Genomic DNA, 25,934 nt, shown 5'->3' with positions numbered 1-25,934 from the left:
CCCGGCGTCGGTCAGTTCATCCCGATGTACGGGGCGATGTGCCGGCCGGCCCAGCTGTCGAAGTCCTCGAGCAGCTGCTTGTTCAGCTCCGGGTGCTCGGCGAAGGCCTTCAGCGCGTCCGCCTGGGTCATCGCCTTCGCCACCAGCGCGTCGGCCGCCCTGCGCCGCTGCCACCAGTCGTCGTTGGTCTCCGTGCGCTCCAGCTTGGTGGCCGGCACCTTCTGGCCGAGCAGCAGGTTGTCGATACCCGCCAGGCCGAAGAAGGTCGGCGCCGCACCCAGCGCCAGGTCCAGCAGGAACGGGTCCCGCCGGGTCAGCGGCGCGCCGTTGGCGTACAGGTCCAGCAGCGGCTGGAAGCCGGAGACGTCGCAGCGCTCCCGGACCTCCTTCCAGAACGGCGTGTCCAGCTTGGTGTTGAACTTGTAGTGGATGCCGAGGAACCATCGGATCGCGTCCCAGCGCTGGCTGAGGCCGAGGTTGACCACGTCCCGGGCCGGGGTCTCGGACCAGGAGGTGGGCAGGGTGGCCACCATCGCCTGGATGGAGAGCGCGCTCATCAGCAGGCCGGTGGACTCCAGCGGCTCCACGAAGGCGTACGAGTTGCCGATCGCGTAGACGTTGCCCCGCCAGGCCTTGTCGTGCCGGCCGCTGCGGAAGCGCACCTGGCGCAGCCCGTCGACGGTGGGGAAGCGCTCCTTGACCTCGTCGGCCGCCTGCTCGTCGCTGATGTGGTCGGTCGAATAGACGTACCCGATGTGGTCGCTCTCCGGGGTGGGGATGTTCCAGGTCCACCCGGCCTGCATGGTGGTCGCCGAGGTGTACGGCTTGAGCAGCCCGTCGTGCGGCATGTTGCCGGTGACCGCCGAGTTGGTGAAGAGCGTGTCGGCGTAGCTGTGGAACTTCGTGCCGAGGGTCTTGCCGAGCAGCATCGACCGGAAGCCGGTGCAGTCGACGTAGAAGTCGAACTCCAGCTCCCGCCCGTCGGTGGTGGTCAGGTGGTCGACCCACTCGTCGCCGCTGAGCACCACGTCGGCCAGCCGCGCCTCGACGTGCTTGATGCCGCGCTGCTCGGCCAGTTCGGTGAGGTAGCCGACGAACCGCGCGTTGTCCAGGTGGTACGCGAACGGCAGGTACTTCATCAGCGAGACGGGCCTGCCGTCCACCTCGAAGACCGCCGAGCGGTCCGCCATCATCATCAGCGACTGGAGGGTGAAGCCGTTGACGCTGCCGGTGGCGTCCAGCGCGCCGAGGCCGCCGATGGAGTGGTGGTGCCAGTCGAAGGTGGCCATGAACGGCTCGTCGTCCGCGGGTCCCCAGTCGAACCTGATGCCCAGCTTCCAGGTGGGCATCACCTTGCGGTACAGCTCGTTCGCGTCGATGCCCAGGTAGTGGTGCAGGAACATCACCATGTAGGTCACCGTCGCCTCGCCGACGCCGATGATCGGGATCTCCTTCGACTGCACCAGCGTGACGTCCAGCCACGGCCGCTTCGCCTTCAGCGCCAGCGCGGCCATGAAACCGGCGGTGCCGCCGCCGATCACGCCGACCGAGCGGACCCCCTGCGGGTCGTCGTCGGCCGGGCGGCGCCGGTCGCCCGCCACCGCCTCGTGGTGCTGGGTGAGCGCCCGCGGGTTGAGCACACCCGGCATGCCCTGACCGTTCGCGCCGCCCAGCCAGTCACGTACCGCGTCCGCGTCGGACTCGGTGAGGCTCTCGACCAGGGTGTCCAGCTGGGTCCTGGTGGTGGGGCCGCCGAAGCCGCCCATGTTTGCGTACATTCCGCACTCCCGACCGTCGTTGGATGGATGGGCCCCGCCGGCTCCGTCCGGGCGGGGCGGGGTGCCGCCCGGTTGGTCCGGACCGTCGGCGCCGGTTCCGCCGGCCGGGATCGACCCGGCCAGGGCCACTGTGCGCAGGCCGGCTCGAACCCCGCTGGAGCGTCGCTCAGGGTGCCCGGGCCCGCGCCGGGCCGGCGCCGCGCGCATCCGCCGGCTCGCTCGCCGGTCGAGGCGGGTTCGAGGGGTACGGCCCAGGCTGGCGGCTGGCCCGCCGAGCCCGCGGCGGGCCGGTGGACACCGGAAGGGGCGTGCGATGGTGGCGGACGGCCGCGAGAAGCAGACACACCCGTCGAGGCTGGTGCGGATCGCCCGGCTGCTCTGGGCGGGCGCCCAGGTCCAGGGGCTGTTCCTGATGGGCTTCCCGCCGCCCCCGGGCCGCCCGGGGCGGCCCGCCGAGCCACCCGACCGGGTCGAGCCGGGCCGGCGCGACCGCTGACCGACGCACGACGACCGGCCGCCCACCTGGCAGTGGGCGGCCGGTCGTCGATTCGCCGGGTCAGACGCGGGCGAGCAGCATCGCGCTCTGGAAGCCGCCGAAGCCGCTGCCGACGCTGAGCACGCTGTCCATCCGGTGCTCCCGGGCCGTCAGCGGCACGTAGTCCAGGTCGCACTCTGGGTCGCGCCGGTGCAGGTTCGCGGTGGGCGGCACCACCTGCCGTTGCAGGGCCAGCGCGCAGGCCGCCACCTCCAGGGAGCCGATCGCCCCCAGCGAGTGCCCGATCATCGACTTGATCGAGCTGACCGGCACCTGGTACGCCCGCTCGCCGAGCGCCCGGATGAACGCGGCCGTCTCGTGCCGGTCGTTCTGCTTGGTCCCCGAGCCGTGCGCGTTGATGTAGTCCACGTCGGACGGGTCGATGCGCGCCTGGCACATGGCGACCCGGATCGCCTCGGCCATCTCCCGGCCGTCCGGCTTCAGCCCGGTCATGTGGAAGGCGTTGCTGCGACTGGCGAAGCCGGTGATCTCGGCGTAGATGCGGGCCCCGCGCCGCCGGGCCGCCTCCTTCTCCTCCAGCACCAGCACCGCCGCTCCCTCGCCGAGGACGAAGCCGTCCCGGGTGGCGTCGAACGGGCGGGAGGCGTGCTCCGGGTCGTCGTTGTTCGGCGACGTCGCCTTGATCGCGTCGAAGCAGGCCGAGGTGATGGGGGAGAGCGGGGCATCCGTCGCGCCGGCCACCATCACCTCGGTGCTGCCCTCGCGGATCAGCTCCACCGCGTGCCCGACCGCGTCCAGGCCGGAGGTGCAGCCCGTCGAGATGAGCGCCGTCGGCCCCTCCGCGCCGGCCGTCCAGGCCACCTCCACGGCGAGGGTGCTCGGCACCATGTACCCGTACAGGTGCGGCACCCCGTAGCTGTGGTCCACCAGCCAGTTGCGGCCGTCGTCGGAGAGCACCGCGTACTCCTGCTCCAGGCCCATCGTGCAGCCGACCGCGCTGCCGATGCTGACCCCGAGCCGGGCCGGGTCGAGCGCGGCGAAATCCAGGCCGCTGTCCGCGATCGCCTCCCGTGCGCTGACCACCGCGAACTGCGCCGCCCGGTCCATCCGGCGGATCTCCGTCGAGGTCAGCCCGCAGGCCCGCGGGTCGAAGTCCACCTCCGCGGCGATCCGGGACCGGAAGGCACCCGCGTCGAAGAGGCTGATCCGCCGGGTCGCGGTCCGCCCGGCGGCGAGCAGTTCCCAGTACGCCTCCCGGCCCACCGCCCCCGGCGCGACCGCGCCGATCCCGGTGACCACCACCGACCGGGTCATGCCGGACCACCCACGTCCGGGTTCGCCGCCTCCGGCCGGGTCGGCTCCTCGGTGTCCACGTGACCCAGTTCGGGCCGGGGCGCCAGCGGGGAGAGGTGGAACACCACCCGGGCGGGCGTGCCGCCGGTGTTCACCAGCCGGTGCTTCACCCCGATCGGGACCAGCAGCGAGTCGCCCGGGCCGAGTCGGACCGGCCCGCCGTCCAGCCGGATCTCCAGGTCGCCGTCGACGACGTGCAGGAACTCCTCCGAGTACGGGTGGTAGTGCTCGGTCACGTACTCGCCGGGGCCGAGGGTGAGCACCCCGCCGAAGCCGGAGGTGCAGCCCACCGTCCTTGGGCTGAGGGTGAGCCGGATGTCGCCGCCGCGACGCCGGTTCGGCGCCACCTGGTCGACGTGCACACGCAGTTCGCGGGTCGTGGTCACCGGGTCCTCCCGTCCTTGGCGGTCCACACGTAGAACGGGGAGGCCATCGCGTCCTTCGGTTCCTTCCAGTTCGGGTCGTACGGCGACACGAACTCCGTCAGCCGGGTGTTGATGTCCTGGTACAGCGGGTGGCTGCGGGCCTGGTACAGGTTGGGCGAGATGTCGTCGTCGGCCTCCACCAGATGCAGGTAGAGGTCGTGGAAGGTGAACAGCAGCCGCCGCGAGACACCGATCATGTGGGGCAGGCCGGTGGCGTCCGATTCGGCGAAGACGTCGCCGATGCGCTGTGGTTCGTCGGTCTTCAACTTCGCGATGATCAAGGTGCGGTGCACGGTGATCCTCCTGGCGTCCGCTCCGATGGGCCCGCACATGCTCACAGCGCCGGCTGGAGCCGTACTCGAACCCGACTTGGCGGGCGGCCGACCCGCCGCCGCCCCGCGGACACCGCCCCCACGCCGCCCGCGGCCCTCGACCGGTGGTCGAGCCGGACCCGAGCCGGCGGCGTGACGATCGCCGGGTCACGTCGGACGTCCTGTCGGAGGACCCATGTCGACCACGCAGGCCACCCGTCTCCTGCTCGCCCTCGCGATCATCATCGTGGCCGCCCGCGCGCTCGGCGCGCTGGCCCGCCGGCTGGACCAGCCGCCGGTGATCGGCGAGGTGCTGGCCGGGATCGCGCTCGGCCCGACGCTCCTGCACGGCGCCGTCTCCGAGGCGGTCTTCCCCACCGACATCCGGCCGTTCCTCGCCGCGCTGGCCAACCTGGGGATCGCGCTGTTCATGTTCATCGTCGGCCTGGAACTCGACCACGCGCTGGCCCGGGGCCGGGGCCGGCTGGCCGGGACCGTGTCGATCAGCTCGATCGTGCTGCCGTTCGGCCTGGGCGCCCTGCTGTCGCTGTATCTGATCGGCAACCACCCGAGCCGCGATCCGTTGAGCTTCGCGCTGTTCATGGGCGCGGCGATGTCGGTCACCGCGTTCCCCGTGCTGGCCCGGATCCTCACCGACCGGAACATGAGCCACACCGTGGTCGGTCAGGTGGCGCTGACCTGCGCGGCGGTCGACGACGTCCTGGCCTGGACGATGCTGGCGACGGTGGTCACCGTGGCCGGCGCCGCCGCCGACCAGGCCCGGCTGCTGCTGCTGGTGCCGCCCTACCTGGTGGTGATGTTCCTGGTGGTCCGGCCCCTGCTGCGCCGGGTGGCCGTGGCGCAGCGGGCCGCCGGCCGGTTGACCAGCGGCACGCTGGCCGTGGTGCTGGCCGGTGCGCTGCTGTCGGCCGCGGCCACCGAGGCGGTCGGGCTGCACTTCATCTTCGGCGCGTTCCTGTTCGGCGTGGTGATGCCCCGCGAGGGCGGCGCCGCCCTCCGCGCCGAACTGCTGGAACGGGTCGGTCAGGTCAGCTCGGTGCTGCTGCTGCCGGTCTTCTTCATCGTCGCCGGCCTGCGGGTCGACCTCTCCGCCGTCGGCGCCACCGGGCTGGGCGAGCTGGCCCTGATTCTGCTGGTGGCGATCGGCGGCAAGTTCGCCGGCGCCTTCCTGGCGGCCCGGGCCAACGGACTGCCGGCCCGGGAGTCGGGCGCGCTGGCCACCCTGATGAACACCCGCGGCCTGACCGAACTGGTCATCCTCAACATCGGCCTCCAGCTGACCCTGCTGGACACCCGGCTCTACTCGCTGATGGTGGTGATGGCGGTGCTCACCACGGCGATGGCCGGGCCGCTGCTGCGCCTGCTCTATCCCCGGCGCCGCTACGCCCCGGCCGCCCCGGTGCCGGCCGCGCACCCCGGCTGACCGGCGCTTTCCCGGCGGCGCCGCCGGCCGGCACCTGACTTTCGTCGGTGTCCGGGCCGGCCGCCGGTCGGTAGCCTGACCGCCGTGGAAGCGCGGTGGTGGCATCACGCCCGTCTGCTCGGGGACCGGCGGCGGGTCGGCGACCTGCTGCTCTGGGCCGCGCTGGCCGCGCCGATCGGGTACGCCGGAATCACCCCGCCCCGCCCGCCCGCCGCCGTGCTCCTGCTGACCGCCTCGCTGGCGCTGCTCGCCCTGGCGGTGGGGATCGGTCGTCGCCTGCCGCTGGCCGCCCTGCTGGCGGTGGTGCTCGGTTCGCTGCTCGACGGCAACTTCGTCTTCGCCATCCCGGTCTTCAGCTACCTCGCCGGGCGGCGTGGCGCGGGGACCGCCCGGGCCGCCGGAGTCTTCGGGGTGATCGCGGCCGCCGGCACCGGGCTCAACCTCGGCCTGCTCGGCACCGGGCCGGCGACCTGGTACCTGCTGGCGTCGGTGCTGCTCTTCGGCGGGGTGTTCCCGTGGCTGCTCGGCCGGCACCGGCGGCAGCAGCGGGCGCTGGCGGCCACCGAGCGGCGGCACGCCGAGGCGGTGGAGCGGGAGCGGCGCAGCGCGGTGGACCGGATCCGGCTGCGGGAACGGGCTCGGATCGCCCAGGAGATGCACGACTCGCTGGGCCATGACCTGAGCCTCATCGCGCTCCGCGCCGCCGCGCTGGAGGTCGCCGCCGACCTCGCCCCCGCCCACCGCGCCGCCGCCGGTGAGCTGCGCGCCAGCGTGGCCGCGGCGACCGAGCGGCTGCGCGACGTCATCGGCGTGCTGCGGGAGAACCGGGGCTGGGACGTCCGGCCGGCCGACGAGACCGTGGCGGAGCTGGTGGAGGGGGCCCGCGACGCCGGGATGACGGTGGAGCTGCGTGCCGCGCCGGCCGACCTGGACCTGCCGCCGATGGTCGCGCACGCCGCGCACCGGGTGGTCCGCGAGGCGTTGACCAACGCCGCCCGGTACGCCCCCGGCGCTCCGGTCACCGTCGCCCTGACCCGGACCGGCGACCGGGTCGACGTGCGGGTGGTCAACGCCCCGGCGGTGGTCCCGCCGCTGCCCGGCCCGCCCGGCCACGGCTCGGGCCTGCTCGCCCTGCGCGAGCGGGTCCGCCTCACCGGCGGCGTGCTCGACGCGGGCCGCCGCGACGGCGGGTTCGCCGTCCGGGCCCGGCTGCCGCTGACCGTCGACGGCCCGACCCCCGACGACCGGCCGACACCGCCGCCCGACGTTCCGGCCGGCTGGTCGGCGGGCGACGATCCGACCGGGCCGCCGCCCTTCGACCTGGCGGCCGGCTGGCCGCTCCCCGATCGGCCCGGGCCGGTGCCGGGCGACCGGTCCGGAGAGGCCGCGCGACGGCTGCGCGACGCCCGGCGCGAGGTGCGGCGCAGCCTGCTGGTCGCGTTCGGCGCCCCGGTCACGCTGGGCCTGGTGCTGTCGCTGGTCTACTACCCGCTGGCCACGGCCGGCGCCGTGCTGGACCGCCCCGGGTACGAGCGGCTGCGGGTCGGTGACCCGCGCGACGGGCTGGGGCTGCCCCGCCGGCAGGTCGAGCCGCCGGACGGCGGCACGGCGGACGGGTGCGAGTACTACACCGACGGCAACTTCCCCTTCGCGGAGCCGACCTGGCGGCTCTGCTTCACCGACGGCCGGCTGGCCAGCAAGGAGCGGATCGCCCGGTGAGCGAGGACCGCGAGCGCCCGGTGCGGGTCGTGCTCGCCGACGACGAGGCCATGGTCCGGGCCGGGGTGCGGGCCATCCTGGCGGCGGACCCGGGCATCGAGGTGGTCGGCGAGGCCGCCGACGGCCGGGAAGCCGTCGAACTCGTCCGCGCCCACCGCCCCCGGGTGGCCCTGCTGGACATCCGGATGCCCAGGCTGGACGGGATCGGCGCCGCCGCGGAGATCCGGCGGCTGGTGCCGGAGACCGCCAGCGTCATGCTGACCACGTTCGGCGAGGACGACCACGTCGCCCGGGCGCTGGGGCACGGGGCGAGCGGGTTCCTGCTCAAGGCCGGCGATCCCCGCGAGCTGCTGGCCGGGCTCCGGGCCGTGGCCGACGGCGGGGCGTACCTGTCGCCCCGGGTGGCCCGGCGGGTGATCGAGCTGACCGGCGGTCGGCTGGCCCGTGGCCCGTACGCCCGGGACCGGCTCGGCGGCCTGACCGAGCGGGAACGGCAGGTGCTGGCGCTGGTCGGCGCGGGACTGTCCAACGCCGAGATCGCCCGCCGGCTGCATCTGGTCGAGGGCACCGTGAAGAGCTACCTGACCAGCATCTTCACCCGGCTCGACGTCCGTAACCGGGTACAGGCGGCGATCCTCGCGTACGAGGCGGGGCTGGTCCCGCCGACCGGCTGACCAGCCCCGCCCGTTCCGTTCCGGGTCAGGCGTCGCGCCGGCGCAGCGCGGCCCGGCCGAGGGTCAGCCCGGCGCCCGTCCAGCCGGCGAGCAACAGCAGCCCCACCGCCGCCGGGTACGGGTCGGTGTCCCCGGCCATGAAGTGCGCCCCGGCGACGCCGGGGAAGGCGTCGGCGATCCGGGTGAGCACGGTGATCTGCGGCTCCTGGAGCGACAGCGGCACGATCATCAGCACGGCGAGGAGCACGGTCAGGGTGAGCACCGCGTGGCGCAGCGCCGCCGCGAGGCCCAGCGCGAGCACGCCGCCCAGCGCCAGGTAGACCGCGGTGGCCAGCACGTCGCCCAGCGTCCCGGCGGCCGGGGCGCGGCCCCAGCCGCCCAGCACCGGCCCGGCCACCAGCGCGCCGACGCCGCCGAGCAGGAGTCCGAACAGGAACGTCACGACCGCCACCACGACCGCCTTGGCCAGCAGCATCCGGCCCCGGGACGGGGTGCAGCGCAGGGTGGTGCGGATGGTGCCGGTGCTGTACTCCGCGGTGATGGCGAGCAGTCCCAGGGCCAGGACGGCGTACTGGGTGAGGTCCAGGGAACCGATCACGATGCTGCCGACGGTGACGACGCCCGGGTTGTTGGTCGGGTCGTCGTCGGTGTTGGCGTTGGCCGCGTAGATGGCGAGCTGCCCGGCGGTGACCGCCATCACCAGCACACCGGCCAGCAGCGTCCACCAGGTGGACCGGACGGACCAGAGCTTGGTCCACTCGGCGGCCACCGCGCCGGTGAACGGGCCGTCGGCCGGACCGGGTCGGGACGCCGGTCGGGCCGGGGCGATCGTGCGGAGGGTGCTCATCGGGCCTCACTTTCGACGACGCCACCGGCGTACTCGACGCTGTCGGCGGTGAGGGCCATGAAGGCCTGTTCCAGCGAGCCGGTCACCGGGGTCAGTTCGTGCAGCCGGACCCCCAGCTCGTACGCCAGGTCACCGACCCGGCCGGCGGCGGCGCCCGAGACGGTCAGGCCGTCGGCGCCGTCCGGGGTCACCATGGCCCCCTCGGCCGTCAACCGCTCGGCCAGGGCGGCCAGCGCCGCGGGTTGCGGGCCACGGACCAGGACCGCGGCGGTCGCGCCGGCGGCGATCAGCTCGGCGACCGGCGCGTCGGCGATGAGCCGGCCCCGGCCGATCACGACGAGCTGGTCGGCGGTCTGCTGCATCTCGCTCATCAGGTGACTGGAGACCAGGACGGTCCGCCCCTCGGCGGCCAGCGCCCGGGTCAGCCCCCGGATCCACCGCACCCCGTCGGGGTCCAACCCGTTGACCGGTTCGTCGAAGAGCAGCACCGGCGGGTCGCCGAGCAGCGCACCGGCGATGCCGAGCCGTTGCGCCATGCCGAGGGAGAGCGAGCGCCCCTGCTTGTCCGCGGCGGCTCCGTCGAGGCCGGCCAGGCCGAGCACCTCGTCGACCCGGCGTAGCGGGATGCCGTTGCTGCGGGCCATCGCCCGCAGGTGCGCCCGGCCCGACCGGGCCGGATGGATGCCGGTGGCGTCCAGCAGCGCCCCCACCTCGTGCAACGGGTGCCGGAGCGTCCGGTATGCCCGGCCGTCGACCAGGGCCGCGCCGGCGGTCGGCCGGTCCAGGCCGAGGACCATCCGCATGGTGGTGGACTTGCCCGCGCCGTTCGGGCCGAGGAAGCCGGTCACCCGGCCGGGCACGATGTCAACGGTCAGGTCGTCGACCGCCGTCGTCTCCCCGAACCGTTTCGTCAACCCACGTAGTGTGATCATGTGCCGACGGTACGAACCGGACCCGCCGCCCCACCGCTGCCGATCGCCGTCGACCAGCCCTGACTTTCGTCAGGCTTGCCGCCCGCGCCATCGGGTCCGCGCGCCGCGCCGCCCGCCTCGCCCCGCGCCGCCTCGCCCCGCGCCGCCTCGCCCCGCGCCGCCTCGCCCCGCGCCGGCTCGCCCCGCGCCGCCCGCCTCGCCCCGCGCCGCCCGCCTCGCCCCGCGCCGCCCGCCTCGCCCCCGTGCGGTGATATCGCCACCGTCCTTTGGAGCTGAATCGGATGCGACATCGGGCCGAGTCCGGGTGGCACGGACGCGATCTGCTCGCCGGGTGATTCGTCTGCGACATCAGCTCCAAAGGCGCTGTGGCGACATACCGCCGGCAGCCGGGTGACACGGGGCACCGCCGGACGGCGCGGCGGCTCCGGCGGTGCCGCCGGCAACCGGGTGACGCGGCGGCGCCGCCGGACGGCGTGGCGGCCCCGGGGCGGCGGTCGGGCGCGGGGCCGGAGTGGTCAGGCGCGGCGGACGACGAACGCGTCCGGCATCCGGAAGGTCAGGTTGTCCGGGCACCACGGCGGCCGGACCACGGTCACCCCGTCGAGCAGCGGCGCCGCCTCGGCGACCACCACCGCCGCCTCCATCCGGGCCAGTTGGGCCCCCACGCAACGGTGGGCGCCCGCCCCGAAGGCCAGGTGCCGGCGGGAACCGGGCTGCCCGGGCCGGAACTCGGCCGGGGCGGCCACCACCTCGGGGTCCCGGCCGGCCCGGGCCAGCCAGGCCACGATGCTGGTGCCCGCCGGCACCGCCGTCCCGCCCAGCGTGGTGTCCACCGCGGCCACCCGCCGCCAGGTGACGATCGGCGGCTCCAGTCGGAGCCCCTCCTCGACCACGTCGGCGACGGCGACCTCGCCGGCGCGCAGCCCGGCGCGGACCTCCGGTTCGCCGGTCAGCCGGTGCAGCAGCAGGGTGAGGAACTGCGAGGTGGTCTCCTGGCCGGCGACCAGCAGGAAGAACAGCGCGCCCACCACCACGTCGGGGGAGTGCCCGGCGGCCCGCAGCCGGGCGGCCAGCCCTGCGCCGGTGGCGGCGAACGCGCGCAGCACGGTGTGGAACCGGCCGACCTCGGTGGCCAGCGCCCGCTGCCGTCCGGCGTCCAGTGGCGCCCAGAACAGCTCCAGCGCGGCCCGGGCGAAGTCCTTGACCGCGCCGACCGGGGCGTCCGGCAGTTCCACGAGGCGGGCCAGCACCAGCAGCGGCAGGTCGGCGGCGAGTTCGGCGTACAGGTCGACGGTCCGTCCCGCGTCGAGGGCGGCGGCGAGCCGGTCGACCCGCTCCCGCACCAGCGCGGCCAGCCAGGGCTGCTGCGCCGCGACCCGGGTGGGGTGCAGCGCGTCGGCGACGATGCCGCGGATCTCCGGGTGGCTGGCGCCGGAGTTGTTGGCGAGGGTCGGGGGCAGCCGGAACCGGTGCCCGGCGAGCACCCGCAGCGCGGCCACCGGCATCGGGGTCACCCCGTCGAGGGCGTTGTCCGGTCGGAACGTGACCGGGTCGGTGAGCACCTGCTTCACCAGCGCGTGCCGGGTGACCACCAGGTGGCCGACGCCGACGTGGTCGACCACGGTCGCCGCGTCCGGCCACCGCCCGTCGACGGACTCCCCCCAGCCCCGGAACAGCACGCCGCCACGCTAGCGGGCGGCTCCCGGCGGCGAAGGGTCCAGCTCCCACACGGTGGTGTGCCTCACCCGTACGCTCTCCAGCGCCTCCGGCACCGGCACGTCGTACGCGGCCAGCTCGCGGAACCGCTCGCGGGGCAGGAACGCCCGGCCGGGGTCGCCGACCAGCACCCGGGCCCCGGACCGGGCGGCCCGGAGCAGGAAGCGCAGCATCCGCCGCGCCATCGCCTCGCTGTAGAAGACGTCGCCGGCGAGCACCACCTCGGCGTCCCCGGCGTCGCCGTCGAGGATGTCGCCGAGTTCGGCGTCGACGCGTACCCCGTTGGCCCCGGCATTGAGCGCGACGGCCGCGACGGCCCGCTCGTCGACCTCGACGGCGCGGACGGACGCCGCGCCGGCGCGGGCGGCGGCGATGGCGACCAGGCCGGAGCCGGAGGCGAGGTCGAGCACCCGGCGGTCGGCGACCAGCTCGGGGTGGTCGGTGACGTAGCGGGCCAGCCCCTGGCCGCCGGCCCAGGCGAAGGCCCAGAACGGCGGCGGCTGGGCGCTGCGGAACTCACCCTCGGTCAGCTCCCACAGGCCGATCGGCTCGTCGGCCTGGTGCAGCCGCACCTCGGGGACGAACGGGACCGGCGCGAGCCGGGCGTGCAGCCGGACGAAGGCCGCGGACAGGTCGGACACCCGGTGATTCTGCCCCGGGCGGTATCCCGGGCGTGTCGCGGGGCGCGCGTGACCGGTTCACCACCGTCGGTGAAATCGGCCCCCGCGCTTGCCGGCCGGCGCGAACACGCCCGTCTACCGGCCTGCCCGGACCGCTCATAGCGTTGCCCGGTGGACGCGACCGACGGGAGGACGAGGCGGTGGTGAGCGTGTGGCGGAACGCGCTGCGGATCGGGATGGTGCTGGCCTGTCTGTCGGGGGCGGGCCTGGGCGCCGCCGTGCCGGCGCGGGCGGCGGCCGGCTTCGCCACCGAGCTGAGCGGGCTCCCGGACGAGTTCACCGCCGGCAACCGGGTGGAGACCGTCTCCGCGGTGGTCTCCCGCTCCGACGGTGGCGGCTGCGTCAAGGTGCGCTGGTCGATGGTGCTCGGCGTGCAGGGCCTGCGGCTGGACCAGGTGAAGATGGACCGCGTGGAGGACAGCGGCTCCTTCCCGCTGGAGATCCGCACCGAGGGGGACGTGGCCCGGCTGACCGACCGTCAGCTGGACCCGGGAGTGCTCTGCCCGGGGCGGACGGTCACCGCCCGCTACCGGGTGGCCTTCGCCGAGGACGTCACCCGCGGGCGGGTGAGCTTCGCCGCCGAGGCGTACGACGAGAACCTGCTCCTGCTCGCCCGGCGGACGGCGACCCGGCAGGTGGTCGGCGAGGAGGCCGACGCGACGCCGAGCGAGGCGACGCCGGAGCCGACGGACGGCTCCGCCACGCCGAGTGCCCCGGCCGGCTCGGAGCCGGCGGCGAACGACCCCGGCGCGGACGCGACGCCGAGCGATGAGGCGGTGGCCGAGCTGCCGCCGCCGGGCGCGGCGGGCCGACCGGTGGCGCAGCCCGGTGGTTTCGGGGTGGTGCAGGGTGCCTTCCTCCTCGGCGGTCTGCTCCTCTTCCTCGGCGCGGGCCTGCTGTTGCGGCTGCGGCATCTGCTGCGCCCGGCCGGGAATGCGGCGGCCGCGGACGATCGGGGCCTCGCCTTCGAGCGTCCGCCGGCGCGGCGGTGGCGGTAGGGGCCGCCGATCGGGGGTGGCCGGGGCCGGGAGGGAACCTCCGGCTGCAATGAACGCCGTCAATTTGTGTCATAGGGCGATGCAAGAGTGTCCGATGTGCAGCTTCGGTATAACTACCGGTTCTATCCGACGCCGGTCCAGCAGGCGGCGTTGGCGCGGGCGTTCGGGTGTGCGCGGGTGGTGTTCAACGACGGGCTGCGCGTACGGCAGGCGGCCAGGGAGAACGGCGAGCCGTACGTGCCGGACGGCGAACTGTCGAAGCGGGTCATCACCCGGGCCAAGCGCACACCGGATCGAGCGTGGCTTTGCGAGGTGTCCGCGGTGGTGCTCCAGCAGGCCCTCGCGGACCTGAACACGGCGTACCGGAACTTCTTCACCTCACTGTCCGACAAGCCCAAAGGCCCCAAGGTCGCCCCGCCCCGGTTCCGGTCCCGCAAGGACAACCGGCAGGCCATCCGCTTCACCAAGAACTCCCGCTTCCGGCTGCTGGACAACGGGCGGCTGAGACTGCCGAAGATCGGTGACGTGGCGCTGCGGTGGTCCCGGGTGTTGCCGACTGACCCGTCCAGCGTGACGATCATCCGGGACGCGGCGGGCCGGTACTTCGCCTCGTTCGTGGTGACCACCATCGACGACCCGCTTCCCCCGGTTGGTGCCGAGGTGGGTATCGACCTGGGTCTGACCCATTTCGCGGTCCTGTCCAACGGCACGAAGGTGACGGCGCCGAAGTTCCTGCGCCGCGCCGCCCGTAAACTGCGCCGTTTGCAGCAGGACGTGTCCCGCAAGCAGCGGGGCAGCGCAAATCGCAAGAAGGCCGTCGTCAAGGTCGCCCGGGCGCACGCCCGGGTGGCGGACACGCGGCGGGACTGGCAGCACAAGCTCTCGACACGGATCATCCGCGACAGCCAAGCGGTGTACGTCGAGGACCTGTGCGTGACTGGTCTCGCCCGGACCCGGTTGGCCAAATCCGTGCACGATGCCGGCTGGTCGCAGTTCGTGCACATGTTGGAATACAAGGCCGTCCGATACGGGCGGACCTTCGCCCGCATCGGCCGGTTCGCGCCCACGTCTCAGACGTGCTCGGTGTGCGGCCGTGTCGACGGACCCAAGCCGTTGAACATCCGGTCGTGGACCTGCCCCTGCGGGGCTGTCCACGACCGGGACATCAACGCGGCCAGAAATGTGCTCGCGGCGGGACGCGCCGAGAGCCTAAACGCCTGTGGAGCGCAGGTAAGACCGGCACCCGTGCCGGCACCGCGCCGAGAAGCAGGAATCCACCCAGGCGCCACGCGCGGTTCCACGCGCAGCGCGGAAGGAATCCCCGTCTCTCAGGGCGGAGAGAGCGTCAATACCGCTGGCTCACCTACCTCTACCTGCCCGCCCAGTACGCCGCCCTGGCGCTCTCCTGCGCCGTCTGTGCCCGCGGTGAGCTGTCCTGGCTAGACGAGGCCAGCCCGGTCGCCCGCCGGCGGGTGCGTCAGAGGCATCGCCATCAACACCGCTCACAAGCTGGGCCACATGCGGGATACGACGGAGCGCTGGCTCTCGAAGGCTGGCTTTCGCCCCGACCGGCTTGCGGGCTGCGGGGAGCGCCAGCGCCGTCGTTCCGCGGCCCCACCCCCGAGCCGTACGCCGGCTGACCGCCCCCGGGCGCGCCGGCCGTGCGCCGTATCCCGCGGCCGGCGCCGGGGTGCCCGGGGTCAGTCCAGCTGGGCGGGTTCCAGGCCGAGCTCGCGGGCGGCGACCAGGCGGAACCACTCGGTGAGCTGACGGCGGGTGAGCACCCGCTCGTGCACCGCGATTTGCACCGCGAGCCCGTCCATCACGGCGTTGATCCGCCACGCGGCGCCGGCCGGGTCGGCGCACTCGAAGGTGCCGTCGGCCACCCCGTCCGAGATCACCTGGGCCAGGTCCTGTCGCCACCGCAGGTCGAGCCGACGGGACGCCTTCTCCAACTCCGGGGTACGCAGCGACTCCGCCCACCCGTCGATCCACATGGACCAGGAGGTCGACCGGCCGGCCGGGGTGTAGAGGCGCAGCATCCGCCGCAGCTTGGTCAGGGGCGGGGCGGAGGAGCGGACCACCGCGTCGAGCCGGGCCAGGTCCTGCTCGACGGCGTACGCGAACGCCTGCGCGAGCAGCCGTTCCTTGGTGGCGAAGTGGTAGAAGACCAGGGCCTGGCTGACGCCGGCGGCCTCCGCCACGTCGGCCGTCCGGGTGTTGGCGAGTCCACGTTCCACGATCACGTCACAGGCCGTGCGCAGCAGGGCATCCAGGCGGATCTCGGCGGCACGTCTCGTCACGCCGCTACCGTAGCCCATCGATATGAGCACAGGGAGTCACCGACTCGGCCAGGTCCAACCGGACATCAAGTCAGAAACCCGACAGCAGCTCGGAAGGTGTCCCGGCCCGAGTGTCCATCGGTGCTCGTCGGGGCCACAGACGCCGGAAAGGCGCCGGTCGGCACCGCGCGGGACGCGCCGGGGGACCCCCCGATTTGGCAACAGTTCCTGGCCTCGGCTAAAGTTCTCATCCGTCACCGGGAAACGCCGGGGACGTGCGGACGTAGCGCAGCTGGTAGCGCATCACCTTGCCAAGGTGAGGGTCGCGGGTTCGAATCCCGTCGTCCGCTCGGAGCTGCCGCCACGCATGTCGGGGGCAACCTCGGTGGAGTGGCCGAGAGGCGAGGCAACGGCCTGCAAAGCCGTGTACACGGGTTCAAATCCCGTCTCCACCTCGGCAGTTGACGAGGGCGATTGGCGCAGTGGGAGCGCGCTTCCTTGACACGGAAGAGGTCACTGGTTCAAACCCAGTATCGCCCACCAGTTGGATGAGCAGGTCAGGCGGCTCATCACCGGACACCGGTGATGAGCCGTTCTGTTTCTCCCAATGTCCGCCCGCTACCCCGGGGCGGTCAGCAGCGCCTCCGCGACGGGCGTCCGGCTGCTCAGCAGCGACCGGCCCGCCCGGTGCGTCACCACCAGGCCCGCCGCCCGCAGCGTGGCGAGGTGCTGCGACACCCCGCGAGGGAGAGCCCCGTCCGCCGGGCCAGCTCGGTGGTCGACCGCGGCGCGTCCAGCTCGGCGAGCAACCGGGCCCGGCCCCGGCCGAGCACGGCGCCCAGGGCGTCCGGCGCCGCCGGCGGGCACTCCCACAACGCGCCGAGGCCCCGGGCGGGGTACGCCAGCTGCGGCACGTCGCCGGCCGCGATGCTGAGCACCGACGGCCAGACGAAGACCGACGGGATCAGCACCAGCCCGCTGCCGTCCGGCACGTCCGGTGCGGTGCAGTGCCGCTGGCTGACCAGCAGCGCGTCGCCCTCCCAGCGGACCCGTTCGTGGAGGTCGTTGAGCAGCCCGGCGGCGCCCTCCTCGGCCAGCCGGCGGGCCCGCCGGAACACCTCCGCGTCGAGCAGCGCCCGGATCCGGGGCCACTCCGCGGCCAGGGCCAGCCGCCAGTACGTGTCGATCTCCCCGGCCAGCCGGTGCAGCCCGTTCGCTGGGTCGGCGTACAGGGCGGCCAGCGCCGGTGGTCGGGCGCCGGGGTAGAGGTCGAGCTGGGCGCGGACCGTGTCGGGCGGGGTGGCGCGGAGCGCGGCCAGCTCCTGCCCCAGGTCCGGAGTGAGGCCGGCCGGCGGTGGGGTGAGGAAGTCGGCCAGGTAGCCCGGCGCGGGCGTCACCAGCTGCCAGAGCAGCCCGCCGTCGCGGCCGGACAGCCCGGCCTCGGCCAGCCGGGGCCGGACCCGGTTCACCCAGGGCAGGTGGATCGCGTGGTCGCCCGGGTCGCGGAGCACCCGCACGCTGGCGACGACCTCCCAGAGGCAGGAGAGCGCGAAGCGGACCCGGGCGACCGCGTCCGCGGACAGGCCGATGGCGACCACACCGCCTCCTTCGTTTCAGCTGGGACTGAAACATTACGGCCGGCGGCGGCGCGGGCGCAGACTGGCCGGGTGAACGATCACCACACCCGAGCCCTGAACTTCCGTTCCCTGCACGTCCCCGGCGAGCCGCTGGTCCTGGTCAACGTCTGGGACGCGGCGAGCGCCCGGATCGTCGCGGCCGCCGGCGCCCGCGCGGTGGCCACCACCAGCGCCGGCGTCGCCTGGAGCCTCGGCGCGCCGGACGGCGACGCCCTCGGCCGCGACGCGGCCGTCGACCTGGTCCGCCGGGTCGTCGCGGCGGTACCGCTGCCGGTCACCGCCGACATCGAGTCCGGGTACGGCGACACCGTCGACGAGGTCGCCGCGACCGTACGGGCGGTGGTGGCGGCGGGCGCCGTCGGCGTGAACGTCGAGGATGCCCGGCACGACGGGGGAGCGCCGCTGCGCGAGGTCGACGAGCAGTGCGCCCGGCTGTCCGCCGTCCGGAAGGCGGCGGACCACGCCGGCATCCCGCTGTACGTCAACGCCCGGATCGACACGTTCCTGCGCGGCGCCGGCGGCGTCGACGAGACGGTGGCCCGGGCCCACGCCTACCTGGCGGCCGGCGCGGACGGGGTGTTCGTGCCCGGCACGGTCGACCCGGAGACGGTGGCCGCCCTGGTCGCGGCCATCCCGGCCCCGCTGAACGTGCTCGTCGGGCCGGGTGCCCCGGCCGTGCCGGAGCTGGCCCGCCTCGGGGTGGCCCGGATCAGCCTCGGCTCCGCGGTGGCCGAGGCCGCGTACGCGGTGGCCCGCCGGGCCGCCGACGAGGCGTTCGGCGCCGGGACGTACGGCGCGCTGGCCGGCGCGTACGACTACGGGACGCTGAACGACCTGATGCGGGGCTGAAGCCGGACACACGAGGGGGTGCCGGCCGCGTCGGCCGGCACCCCCTCGGATGCGCGCGTGGTGCCCCGAGACCGATCAGCTCCGTCGGCTCCGGGTCGGTCGGGTCACAGCGGCGGGCCGACGTCCCGGCGCTCCTCGACCCGCCGATACTCGACCGGCTCGGCCGTGGTGACCACCTCGCGGCGGCGGCCCCAGACCAGGGTCGTCATGATGAGGCCGAGCACGCCGGCCGCCATCAGGATCCAGCCGATGACGTCGAGGTTGACCCCGCCGATGCTGGCGTCCAGCGCGAACGTGAGGATCGCGCCGACCGCGATCAGGAAGATGCTGGTACCGATTCCCACGACAGCCTCCTTCAGGGGACGTGGTGTGCTGTCGAGAGCAGTCAGTACCCAGGTGGTGAGCAGCGCAATCACCCGCCTGTGGCGGCGGTCGCCCGGCAGCCCCGCCAGCGCGGTGGTCGCGGGGTGGGGGCGTCCGGACGGCGATCTTGCGATCGGGTACAGTTCTGTCCGTCGCCGACGCAAGCCGGCGGCACGCGGACGTAGCGCAGCTGGTAGCGCATCACCTTGCCAAGGTGAGGGTCGCGGGTTCGAATCCCGTCGTCCGCTCGCGATCCGCCCCTCGCGGGGTCGACCGTCGCCGGTGCTGGTCTCGCCACCCGGCGCGCGCGGGCGATTGGCGCAGCGGGAGCGCGCTTCCTTGACACGGAAGAGGTCACTGGTTCAAACCCAGTATCGCCCACCATTTATATGTGCAGCTAGAAGTGCTCCGATTCTGAACCGAGAATCGGAGCACTTCAATTTATTTCAACATCATGAGTTAGTCACGAGTTATCAACTTCTCGCCGGGGATGAGATGTCGATCTCAGCCGCAGGACGTGCGTGACATTCTGCCGAGTGCTGGTCGCGGGTCGCGCCCGCTGTCGGCGCATGGCAGGATCGTGCTCCATGATCGATGATTTCGCGAAGGAGTACCTGCACAACGATCTGCGAGAGATTCGCGAGGCGATGCTCTGGAAGCTCGACGGGCTCTCCGAGTACGACATCCGCCGCCCCCTGACCTCGACCGGAACCAACCTTCTCGGCCTGGTCAAGCACCTGTCGATCTGGCAGTCCAGGTACTTCGGCGAGGTCTTCGACCGGCCGTTCCCCGAACCCCTGCCCCGGTGGGACGACCTCGGGGCACGCGGTGCCGACATGTGGGCGACCGAGCGCGAGACGCGCGAGGAGATCATCGACCGCTACCGCCGCGTGTGCGAGCACTCAGACGCGACGATCACCGCCCTCGCCATCGACTCACCCGGCCACGTGCCCTGGTGGCCACGCCCCAACGTCAAGCTATTCAACATCCTGGTCCACAGTCTCACCGAGACCAGCCGGCACGCCGGACACGCCGACATCCTGCGCGAACAGCTCGACGGCTCGACCGGGACAACAGCCGAGTACGCGAACTCGCAGCGCGACCCGGCATTCTGGGAAGCCCAGCGCGCGAAGATCGAGCGGGCCGCCAAAGCAGCCGCCACCACGCCCGATCATGCCCGTTCCGCCAACGCGTAGATTGGGAGAGCTGGCCGACATGGCCTACAGCTGCACCACCCGTCTGCGAACCGCCGTAACGGCCACGTCTGGCCCCTGAGCTGCGGGAATGCGGTTCGGATTCTGCCACGTATGGTCCACCAGTAAAATTCGGGCATTTGCACTTCCTGACGCCCGGCTCGATGAGCCGGGCGTCAGGTTCCGGGCATCAGCCAGGAGCCCGCCAGGGCGCGCGACGGAGTCCTAGTCGCGGAGGGCGGCCTTTACCGCGAGGGCGAAGCCTTCCACGTTGTCGATCATGATGTTGTGGCCGCAGTCAGGAATCGCCACCACCTCGACACCCGAGGCCGCGAGCCGGTCTGCGTCGAAGCGCGGCCCGTCAGCCGCCGGGTACAGGAGCGCGCGCGGGATGGTCAGCCTGCCCAGGTGCTCGCGCACCATGGGCGTGGTGCCGCGCAGCAGGTTCATGGCACTGCGGTAGAGCGCCTGTGGCCCGGCCAGTCGCATCGTGGCCGCCCACTCCGGCCCGATGAACTCCAGCGTCTCGCCCCAGCCGTGGTCGAGGAACTCCTCCTCGGTGTGATAGACGCCGATGCCGGAACTGCCCGGTCGCTTCGTGGTCGGCAGCGGGTGCACCGGATCGAGGGCGGGGTCGACGAGCACAAGCCGGTTCACCAGCCGGGGGTGGCGTGCGGCGAGGATGACCGCGACCGCGCCGCCCATGCTGTGCGCGACCACGTCGGCGTCGCTCACCGCGGCCTGCTCCAGCGCACGGGCCAACACGTCCGCGTGCATTTCCAGGGTGTACGCCGCATCGGCCGGCCGGTCGCTGATGCCGAAGCCCAGCATGTCGATGAGGAGCGAGCGGTGGCCGGAAAGGGCCGGATGCGCGACCGCCTCGGCGTAGTACGGCGCCGAGCTGGCTCCCAGGCCGTGGAGGTAGACGCGGGCGGGCTGGGCGCCGGGGATCTCCACCCAGCCAATGCGGGAACCGTCGGGAGCAACTTGAGCGCTATGCATAGCTCAGAAGATATCTCGCTTCCGAGGTATCCTGGCAACGGGGTATGATCCAGATCATGCTGGAACTGGCGATCCTCGGCTTCCTCTACGACGAGCGGCTCCACGGGTACGACCTCCGCAAACGCATCGCCGCCCTGACCGGACACGTGCGCCCCATCGCCGACGGCACGCTCTACCCCCTGCTCAAGCGCATGGAAGCCGCGGGGCTGCTCACCCGGGAACTCCAACCCGGCCAGGTTGCCGCACCCCGGCACATGCTGTCGCTGACGTCCGGAGGCAGAAAAGCGCTGCTCGACCGGCTCCGTGAACCCGACGAGCTGTTCATCACCGACGAGAACAGGTGGTTCACCCTGCTGGCCTTCCTGCGCCACCTCGATGACCCGGCGGCACAGGCCGCCGTGTTGCGGCGTCGGCTTGACTTCCTCACGCAGCCAGCCAGCTTCTTCTGGGACGGCGAACGGCCACTGCGTGCCAGCGACTTCGACGACCCCTTCCGACAAGGGCTGTTCACGATCGCCACTGCTACCACGCGTACCGAGCTGAAGTGGCTACGCGAGACACTGGTGACCCTGAACCAGGTCTCATGAGGCTCACGCAACAGGAGAATCGGCGTAAGGCACAGACCCACCGCTGACAGCCCATGACGGGGGTTCTCACCGGTGCAACGGTGAAAAGCAGCACGGCGATTCGCCGCCACCTCGGCACCGGTGTCGGGACCGGCCTGCTTACAGTTCTCCTCCGCAGGACCACCGCTGCTGTTGGAGGGATTCATCGGATGTACCTCACCCAGGCGCTGCACCGAGCCGTGCAGCAGGATCCCCATCGGGCGCTGACGATCTGCGGAGAACGGGTGCGGTCGGTGTCCGAGTCCACCGACCGGATCGCGCGACTGGCCGCGGGCCTGCGTGCGTTCGGCGTGGAACGCGGTGACCGGGTGGCCGTCCTGGGCCCGAACTCCGATCGGTACCACGAGTGCCTGCTCGCGGTGCCGTGGGCGGACGCCGTGGTGATGCCGATCAACAGTCGATGGGTCCCGGCCGAGATCGGCTTCGCGCTGCGCGACGCGGCGCCTGCCGTGCTCGTCGTCGACGCCGAGTTTGCCCCGATCATCCCGACGCTGCACGAACACGCTCCGCTGCCGGCTGTGGTGGTGATGGGCGACGGGGAGGCCCCGGCACGCTGTGTCGCGTACGAGCGTCTGATCGAGGAGAATCCGGCAATGCCGGACAGCCGCCGGGGCGGCGACGATCTGTTCGGCGTCTTCTACACCGGCGGCACCACCGGTCGGCCCAAGGGTGTGATGCTCACCCACGCCAACATGCTCACCTCGGCGTTGGGCAGCCTGGCGACGGGGGAGTTCGTCACGCCGGGCGGGCGGCTCCTGCACACGGCCCCGATGTTCCACCTCGCCGACCTCGCGACCTGGACGGCGACCCTGGTCGCCGGCGGTACGCACGTGATCGTCCCCGGTTTCACACCCGCGGGCGTGCTCGCGGCGATCGAACGGCAGCGCGTCACCGACGTCCTCCTGGTGCCGACGATGATCCAGCTGCTGGTCGATTTCCCGGACGCCGCGCGCTTCGACGTGTCCAGCCTGAACCATCTGATCTACGGTGGATCGCCCATGCCGGAGGCGCTGCTCGCCCGCGCCCGCCGGATGTTCCCGCGGACCGGGTTCGTCCAGGCGTACGGGATGACCGAACTGGCCCCGGTCGCCACCCTGTTGCTCCCCGCCGACCACGCGGATCCCGGTCTGGCCCATGCGGCGGGACGAGCGGCGCCGCATGCGGAGATCCGGATCGTCGACACCGACGGTGCCGACGTTCCGCGTGGCGTGGTCGGCGAAATCGCCGTGCGGGGCGACCACGTGATGCGCGGATACTGGCGCCGTCCCGAGGAGACGGCCGCCTGCTTGATCGACGGCTGGATGCACACCGGCGACGCCGGCTTCATGGACCTGCGCGGGTACCTGTTCGTGGTCGACCGCCTCAAGGACATGATCATCTCCGGTGACGAGAACGTCTACTCGGCCGAGGTGGAGAGCGCCCTGGCGTCCCATCCGGCGGTGGCGGTGTGTGCGGTGATCGGCCTGCCGGACGAGCGGTGGGGGGAGCGGGTCCACGCCATCGTCGTCCTCACCCCGGAGGCCACCGTGACCGGCGACGAACTGCGGGAACACTGCCGCGGGCAACTGGCCGGGTACAAGATTCCCCGCAGCGTGGAATTCGTCGACGCGCTGCCGGTGTCGTCCGCCGGCAAGGTGCTCAAGCAGCAGTTGCGCGACCGGCGGTGAACCGGACCGTGGCGTCCGGCAGCCCTCGGGACCGGGGCGGATCGCCCGACACGACGAACCGGCTCGATTACAGTCAGAAGGCGTGGATCCCGGCGCGGCACGCACTGCCACCCGCCGACTCGTCGCGATGGCCTGACCGGTGACGCGACTGACCGGGCGCGACCGGGACATCGAGCTGATGCACTCGTTCGTCGACCAGGCCACCGTTCGGGGCGGCGCGCTCCTGCTCTCCGGTGACGCGGGTGTCGGCAAGACCGCGCTCCTGGACGTCGCGGCGTCCTACGCGACCGCCGCCGGCGCGCAGGTCGTGCACGCCACCGGCGCGCAGTTCGAGGCGAACGTCAGCTTCGCGGGGCTGCACCAGCTTCTCTATCCACTGCTCGGCTACCTCCCCCGCCTCGACGAGCCACAACGTGCCGCCCTCCGCAGCGCGCTCGGCCTTGCCGAGGGACCGCCCGTGGACCGGTTCCTCGTGTCGTGCGCGGCCCTGGCGCTGCTGACGCAGGCGGCCAGCAGCGCGCCGGTGCTCGTGACAGTCGACGATCTACCGTGGCTCGACCAGGTCAGCGCCACCGTCCTCGGCTTCATCGCCCGCCGCCTCGCCGGGCACCGCATCGGGTTCATCGCCGCGTCACGGACCGGCGAGGAGGGGTTCTTCGACCGGTCGGGCATCCGCACGTACGACATCCAACCACTGTCGGAGACTGCGTCCGCCGCGCTGCTGGCCAGCCGCTATCCCGCCCTCACCGCGAGGGCCCGGCAAAGGCTGCTCACCGAGGCCCAGGGGAATCCGTTGGCGCTGCTGGAACTCCCCGTAGCGCTCAACCAGGCACCGCGGCCCGCCCCAAGTACGCTGCCCACCACACTGCCGCTGACCAGGCGCCTGCAGGCGGTCTTCGCCAGCCGCGTACGTGATCTTCCCGAACGCGCGCGTCGGATGCTGCTGCTCGCGGTGCTCGACGGCAGCGGCGATCTGCGGATCCTGCGGACGGGCGGTCCCCGGGCGGAGGCCGACGACCTGGCACCGGCCGAGCGGGCACAGCTGCTGTCCGTCGACCCGGCCGCCGCGCGACTGTCCTTCCGCCACCCGCTGATCCGTTCGGCCGTCTTCGAGCTGTCCACCGCCGACGAACGCCGGCAGGTGCACCGCGTTCTCGCTGAGCGCCGCAGGGACGAACCGCAGCGGCGGGCCTGGCACCTGGCCGAGGCGTCTGAAGGCCCGAACGAGCAGGTCGCGGCGTTGCTGCAGGAGGTCGCGCACACGAACCTGTTCCGGGGCGACTCGGTCGGCGCGATCACCGAACTGCTGCGGGCCGCCGACCTCAGCCCCGCCGGCACCGATCGCGGCAGGCGGCTGGCGGAGGCGGCGTACCTCGGCGCGATCGTCACCGGCGATCTGCGGGACGTGCCGGCCTTGATGGACGCGGCGCGGCGGGCCGACCCGCAGCACGGGGGCGCCCTGGCCGGCGCGGTCGCGGGCGCGTACCACCTGCTCAACGAGAGCGGCGACATCGACAACGCGCACCGCCTGCTGACCGGTGCGATCGAATCGCTGCCCGATCCGACCGACGCGCACAACAAGACCCTCATCGAGGCGCTGTACACGCTGCTCATGGTGGCGTTCTTCGGTGGACGGGCGGAACTCTGGACCGCCTTCCACCAGGCGGTTGACCGGCTGCGCCCGCAGCCTCCGCAGCTGCTGGCCATTCTCAGTCGGACATTCAGCGATCCGGCGCGCCTGGCGCTGCCCGTGCTCGACCGTCTCGACGCCGCCATCGCCCGGCTGCGCAACGAGACCAGCCCGGCCCGGATCGTGCGCACCGCGATTGCCGGGAGCTACCTCGACCGGGTCGGCGACTGCCGGGAGCCGTTGTGGCGGGCCGTGCGGCACGGCCGTGAGGGTGGGGCGGTGACCTCGTCGATCGAGGCGCTGTTCCTGCTCGGCAACGACGCCTACTTCGCCGGCCGGTGGGACGAGCTGCTGTCCCTGACCGAGGAGGGCCTCGCTCTGTGCGAGACGCACGACTACCAGCTCATGCGCTGGCCGGGCCTGTTTTTGCGGGCCCTGGTGGCCAGTGCCCGCGGCGAGGAGGACACCAGCCGGGCGCTGACCGACGAGATGGCGCGGTGGGCGGCACCACGTCGGGTCGGCGCGGTGACCGCGTACGTCTCGCACGTGAGGACGCTGACCGCGCTGTCGCGGGGTGACTTCGACGACGCGTACCGGCAGGCGAGCACGGTGAGCCGGGCTGGGCATCTCGCGACACACGCCCCCGAGGCACTGTGGTTGATCATGGAGCTGGTCGAGGCGGCCGCCCGCTCGGGCCGGCCGGGCGACGCGCGAGCCCATGCCGTCGCCGTACGCGAGGCGCGCATCGCCGAGCTGTCGCCGCGGTTGGCGCTGGGCGTCGCCGGGGCGACGGCGATGGCTGCCTCGGACGAGGAACATCCCAACCTCTTCGAACGGGCCCTGCGGACCCCGGACGCCGACCGGTGGCCGTTCGACCTGGCCCGCATCCGGCTGACCTACGGCGAGCGGCTGCGGCGCACCAGGTCCCCGGCCGCCGCCCGCGAGCATCTCACCGCCGCCTTGGACGGCTTCGCGCAGCTGGGTGCCCGGCCCTGGATCATGCGGACGGAGAACGAGCTGCGGGCCGCCGGCCTGCAGCGCGACCGGGCGAACCCGGCGGCTGCCGAAACCCTCACGCCGCAGCAGCGCCAGATCGCCCTGCTGGCCGCGTCCGGCCTGACCAACAAGCAGATCGGCGAGCGGCTGTTCCTGTCGGCGCGCACCGTCGGGTACCACCTGTACCTGATCTTCCCCAAGCTGGGCGTCAGCTCTCGGGCCGCCCTGCGCGACGCGCTGTCGGACCTGCCAGCGGCCGGGGACCCCGATTCTCCCCCGACCGAGTGACCGGTCATTTGACAGAGGCGAGCGACCC

At 73.1% G+C, this 25,934-nt stretch carries 23 protein-coding genes and 5 tRNA genes; 16 read left to right on the top strand and 12 right to left on the bottom strand.

The features are described 5' to 3' along the window. Window positions 1–11: 11 nt before the first annotated feature. Window positions 12–1,778: a tryptophan halogenase family protein gene (locus OG799_RS19405; RefSeq protein WP_406036584.1), complete on the bottom strand. Its 1,767-nt coding sequence runs from the start codon at window positions 1,776–1,778 to the stop codon at window positions 12–14. Between the two features lie 313 nt (window positions 1,779–2,091). Here OG799_RS19405 and OG799_RS19400 point away from each other — a divergent pair, with 313 nt between their 5' ends. Beyond that, a complete protein-coding gene (locus OG799_RS19400) occupies window positions 2,092–2,274 on the top strand; it encodes a hypothetical protein (RefSeq protein ID WP_406036583.1) in 183 nt (60 codons plus the stop codon). A 60-nt stretch (window positions 2,275–2,334) separates the two neighbouring features. On the opposite strand, the gene OG799_RS19395 is transcribed toward OG799_RS19400, so the two are convergent. From OG799_RS19395 to OG799_RS19385, 3 genes are read right to left on the bottom strand one after another with little or no spacing between them, the layout of a single operon-like run. Beyond that, a complete protein-coding gene (locus OG799_RS19395; RefSeq protein ID WP_406036582.1) occupies window positions 2,335–3,588 on the bottom strand; it encodes a beta-ketoacyl-[acyl-carrier-protein] synthase family protein in 1,254 nt (417 codons plus the stop codon). Then, on the bottom strand, window positions 3,585–4,013 hold the full coding sequence (locus tag OG799_RS19390) for a cupin domain-containing protein (protein WP_406036581.1): 429 nt from the start codon (window positions 4,011–4,013) through the stop codon (window positions 3,585–3,587). The genes OG799_RS19395 and OG799_RS19390 overlap by 4 nt, the downstream gene beginning before the upstream one ends. Continuing rightward, window positions 4,010–4,345 carry a TcmI family type II polyketide cyclase gene (locus OG799_RS19385; RefSeq protein ID WP_406036580.1) on the bottom strand — a complete coding sequence of 112 codons (336 nt, stop codon included), beginning with the start codon at window positions 4,343–4,345 and terminating at the stop codon, window positions 4,010–4,012. Before OG799_RS19385 ends, OG799_RS19390 begins: the two co-directional genes overlap by 4 nt. A 214-nt stretch (window positions 4,346–4,559) precedes the next feature. On the opposite strand from OG799_RS19385, the gene OG799_RS19380 reads away from it, so the two are divergent. The 3 genes from OG799_RS19380 to OG799_RS19370 all read left to right on the top strand — a co-directional run bounded on the left by OG799_RS19380 (window position 4,560) and on the right by OG799_RS19370 (window position 8,200). Further along, a complete protein-coding gene (locus OG799_RS19380; RefSeq protein WP_406036579.1) occupies window positions 4,560–5,807 on the top strand; it encodes a cation:proton antiporter in 1,248 nt (415 codons plus the stop codon). 84 nt (window positions 5,808–5,891) lie between these two features. Further along, the gene (locus OG799_RS19375; RefSeq protein ID WP_406036578.1) at window positions 5,892–7,526 is read left to right on the top strand and encodes a sensor histidine kinase; all 1,635 of its coding nucleotides are present in this window, start codon (window positions 5,892–5,894) and stop codon (window positions 7,524–7,526) included. Continuing rightward, window positions 7,523–8,200: a response regulator gene (locus OG799_RS19370; protein ID WP_406036577.1), complete on the top strand. Its 678-nt coding sequence runs from the start codon at window positions 7,523–7,525 to the stop codon at window positions 8,198–8,200. Before OG799_RS19375 ends, OG799_RS19370 begins: the two co-directional genes overlap by 4 nt. A 25-nt stretch (window positions 8,201–8,225) precedes the next feature. Here OG799_RS19370 and OG799_RS19365 read toward each other — a convergent pair whose 3' ends face one another. From OG799_RS19365 to OG799_RS19350, 4 genes are all read right to left on the bottom strand, one after another. Next, window positions 8,226–9,047 carry an ABC transporter permease subunit gene (locus OG799_RS19365; RefSeq protein ID WP_406036576.1) on the bottom strand — a complete coding sequence of 274 codons (822 nt, stop codon included), beginning with the start codon at window positions 9,045–9,047 and terminating at the stop codon, window positions 8,226–8,228. Beyond that, complete coding sequence (locus OG799_RS19360) at window positions 9,044–9,979, bottom strand: ABC transporter ATP-binding protein (RefSeq protein ID WP_406036575.1); 936 nt, start codon at window positions 9,977–9,979, stop codon at window positions 9,044–9,046. The genes OG799_RS19365 and OG799_RS19360 overlap by 4 nt, the downstream gene beginning before the upstream one ends. Window positions 9,980–10,494: 515 nt before the next feature. After that, complete coding sequence (locus OG799_RS19355) at window positions 10,495–11,658, bottom strand: cytochrome P450 (protein WP_406036574.1); 1,164 nt, start codon at window positions 11,656–11,658, stop codon at window positions 10,495–10,497. Between the two features lie 9 nt (window positions 11,659–11,667). Beyond that, complete coding sequence (locus tag OG799_RS19350; protein ID WP_406036573.1) at window positions 11,668–12,336, bottom strand: class I SAM-dependent methyltransferase; 669 nt, start codon at window positions 12,334–12,336, stop codon at window positions 11,668–11,670. A gap of 182 nt (window positions 12,337–12,518) precedes the next feature. Between OG799_RS19350 and OG799_RS19345 the strand changes: the two genes are divergently transcribed. Together OG799_RS19345 and OG799_RS19340 are read left to right on the top strand one after the other, a co-directional pair. After that, window positions 12,519–13,373 carry a hypothetical protein gene (locus tag OG799_RS19345; RefSeq protein ID WP_406036572.1) on the top strand — a complete coding sequence of 285 codons (855 nt, stop codon included), beginning with the start codon at window positions 12,519–12,521 and terminating at the stop codon, window positions 13,371–13,373. Between the two features lie 96 nt (window positions 13,374–13,469). Further along, window positions 13,470–14,816 (top strand): RNA-guided endonuclease InsQ/TnpB family protein, encoded by a 1,347-nt coding sequence (locus tag OG799_RS19340; protein ID WP_406036571.1) that lies wholly within the window; start codon window positions 13,470–13,472, stop codon window positions 14,814–14,816. Window positions 14,817–15,073: 257 nt separating this feature from the next. On the opposite strand, the gene OG799_RS19335 is transcribed toward OG799_RS19340, so the two are convergent. Next, window positions 15,074–15,676 carry a TetR/AcrR family transcriptional regulator gene (locus OG799_RS19335; RefSeq protein WP_406036570.1) on the bottom strand — a complete coding sequence of 201 codons (603 nt, stop codon included), beginning with the start codon at window positions 15,674–15,676 and terminating at the stop codon, window positions 15,074–15,076. A gap of 256 nt (window positions 15,677–15,932) precedes the next feature. Between OG799_RS19335 and OG799_RS19330 the strand changes: the two genes are divergently transcribed. From OG799_RS19330 to OG799_RS19320, 3 genes are all read left to right on the top strand, one after another. Next, a tRNA-Gly gene (locus tag OG799_RS19330) sits at window positions 15,933–16,005 on the top strand. A 34-nt stretch (window positions 16,006–16,039) separates the two neighbouring features. Next, a tRNA-Cys gene (locus tag OG799_RS19325) sits at window positions 16,040–16,110 on the top strand. Between the two features lie 13 nt (window positions 16,111–16,123). Then, window positions 16,124–16,198: transfer RNA gene (locus tag OG799_RS19320), tRNA-Val, on the top strand. A gap of 149 nt (window positions 16,199–16,347) precedes the next feature. Here the strand turns inward: OG799_RS19320 and OG799_RS19315 are convergent. Continuing rightward, a complete protein-coding gene (locus tag OG799_RS19315; RefSeq protein ID WP_406036569.1) occupies window positions 16,348–17,253 on the bottom strand; it encodes an ArsR family transcriptional regulator in 906 nt (301 codons plus the stop codon). 69 nt (window positions 17,254–17,322) lie between these two features. Here OG799_RS19315 and OG799_RS19310 point away from each other — a divergent pair, with 69 nt between their 5' ends. Next, the gene (locus OG799_RS19310; protein WP_406036568.1) at window positions 17,323–18,141 is read left to right on the top strand and encodes an isocitrate lyase/phosphoenolpyruvate mutase family protein; all 819 of its coding nucleotides are present in this window, start codon (window positions 17,323–17,325) and stop codon (window positions 18,139–18,141) included. 104 nt (window positions 18,142–18,245) lie between these two features. On the opposite strand, the gene OG799_RS19305 is transcribed toward OG799_RS19310, so the two are convergent. Continuing rightward, window positions 18,246–18,485 (bottom strand): DUF6458 family protein, encoded by a 240-nt coding sequence (locus tag OG799_RS19305; RefSeq protein WP_406036567.1) that lies wholly within the window; start codon window positions 18,483–18,485, stop codon window positions 18,246–18,248. A gap of 194 nt (window positions 18,486–18,679) precedes the next feature. Here OG799_RS19305 and OG799_RS19300 point away from each other — a divergent pair. The 3 genes from OG799_RS19300 to OG799_RS19290 all read left to right on the top strand — a co-directional run bounded on the left by OG799_RS19300 (window position 18,680) and on the right by OG799_RS19290 (window position 19,700). Next, window positions 18,680–18,752 (top strand) — tRNA-Gly (locus OG799_RS19300). A gap of 61 nt (window positions 18,753–18,813) precedes the next feature. Continuing rightward, window positions 18,814–18,888 (top strand) — tRNA-Val (locus OG799_RS19295). 203 nt (window positions 18,889–19,091) lie between these two features. Further along, a complete protein-coding gene (locus OG799_RS19290) occupies window positions 19,092–19,700 on the top strand; it encodes a DinB family protein (RefSeq protein WP_406036566.1) in 609 nt (202 codons plus the stop codon). A 222-nt stretch (window positions 19,701–19,922) separates the two neighbouring features. Here OG799_RS19290 and OG799_RS19285 read toward each other — a convergent pair whose 3' ends face one another. Further along, window positions 19,923–20,654: an alpha/beta fold hydrolase gene (locus OG799_RS19285; RefSeq protein ID WP_406036565.1), complete on the bottom strand. Its 732-nt coding sequence runs from the start codon at window positions 20,652–20,654 to the stop codon at window positions 19,923–19,925. 101 nt (window positions 20,655–20,755) lie between these two features. Here OG799_RS19285 and OG799_RS19280 point away from each other — a divergent pair, with 101 nt between their 5' ends. The 3 genes from OG799_RS19280 (at window position 20,756) to OG799_RS19270 (ending at window position 25,906) form a co-directional block, all read left to right on the top strand. Further along, window positions 20,756–21,286, top strand: a complete 531-nt coding sequence (locus tag OG799_RS19280) for a PadR family transcriptional regulator (RefSeq protein WP_406036564.1) — start codon at window positions 20,756–20,758, stop codon at window positions 21,284–21,286. Between the two features lie 80 nt (window positions 21,287–21,366). Continuing rightward, window positions 21,367–22,992, top strand: coding sequence for an acyl-CoA synthetase (locus tag OG799_RS19275; protein ID WP_406036563.1), 1,626 nt, complete (start codon window positions 21,367–21,369; stop codon window positions 22,990–22,992). Window positions 22,993–23,131: 139 nt separating this feature from the next. Next, window positions 23,132–25,906, top strand: a complete 2,775-nt coding sequence (locus tag OG799_RS19270) for an ATP-binding protein (RefSeq protein ID WP_406036562.1) — start codon at window positions 23,132–23,134, stop codon at window positions 25,904–25,906. Window positions 25,907–25,934: the final 28 nt, after the last annotated feature.

Source organism: Micromonospora sp. NBC_00898 (genome assembly GCF_045207895.1).
In the GTDB taxonomy this organism is placed as follows: domain Bacteria; phylum Actinomycetota; class Actinomycetes; order Mycobacteriales; family Micromonosporaceae; genus Micromonospora.
This window is presented reverse-complemented; position numbering and strand designations above follow the sequence as displayed.

Coding starts and splice junctions, on each gene's coding strand:
- OG799_RS19360 (WP_406036575.1), bottom strand. CDS start 9,979: ATGATCACACTACGTGGGTTGACGAAACGGTTCGGGGAGACGACGGCG.
- OG799_RS19395 (WP_406036582.1), bottom strand. CDS start 3,588: ATGACCCGGTCGGTGGTGGTCACCGGGATCGGCGCGGTCGCGCCGGGG.
- OG799_RS19400 (WP_406036583.1), top strand. CDS start 2,092: ATGGTGGCGGACGGCCGCGAGAAGCAGACACACCCGTCGAGGCTGGTG.
- OG799_RS19380 (WP_406036579.1), top strand. CDS start 4,560: ATGTCGACCACGCAGGCCACCCGTCTCCTGCTCGCCCTCGCGATCATC.
- OG799_RS19365 (WP_406036576.1), bottom strand. CDS start 9,047: ATGAGCACCCTCCGCACGATCGCCCCGGCCCGACCGGCGTCCCGACCC.
- OG799_RS19405 (WP_406036584.1), bottom strand. CDS start 1,778: ATGTACGCAAACATGGGCGGCTTCGGCGGCCCCACCACCAGGACCCAG.
- OG799_RS19290 (WP_406036566.1), top strand. CDS start 19,092: ATGATCGATGATTTCGCGAAGGAGTACCTGCACAACGATCTGCGAGAG.
- OG799_RS19280 (WP_406036564.1), top strand. CDS start 20,756: ATGCTGGAACTGGCGATCCTCGGCTTCCTCTACGACGAGCGGCTCCAC.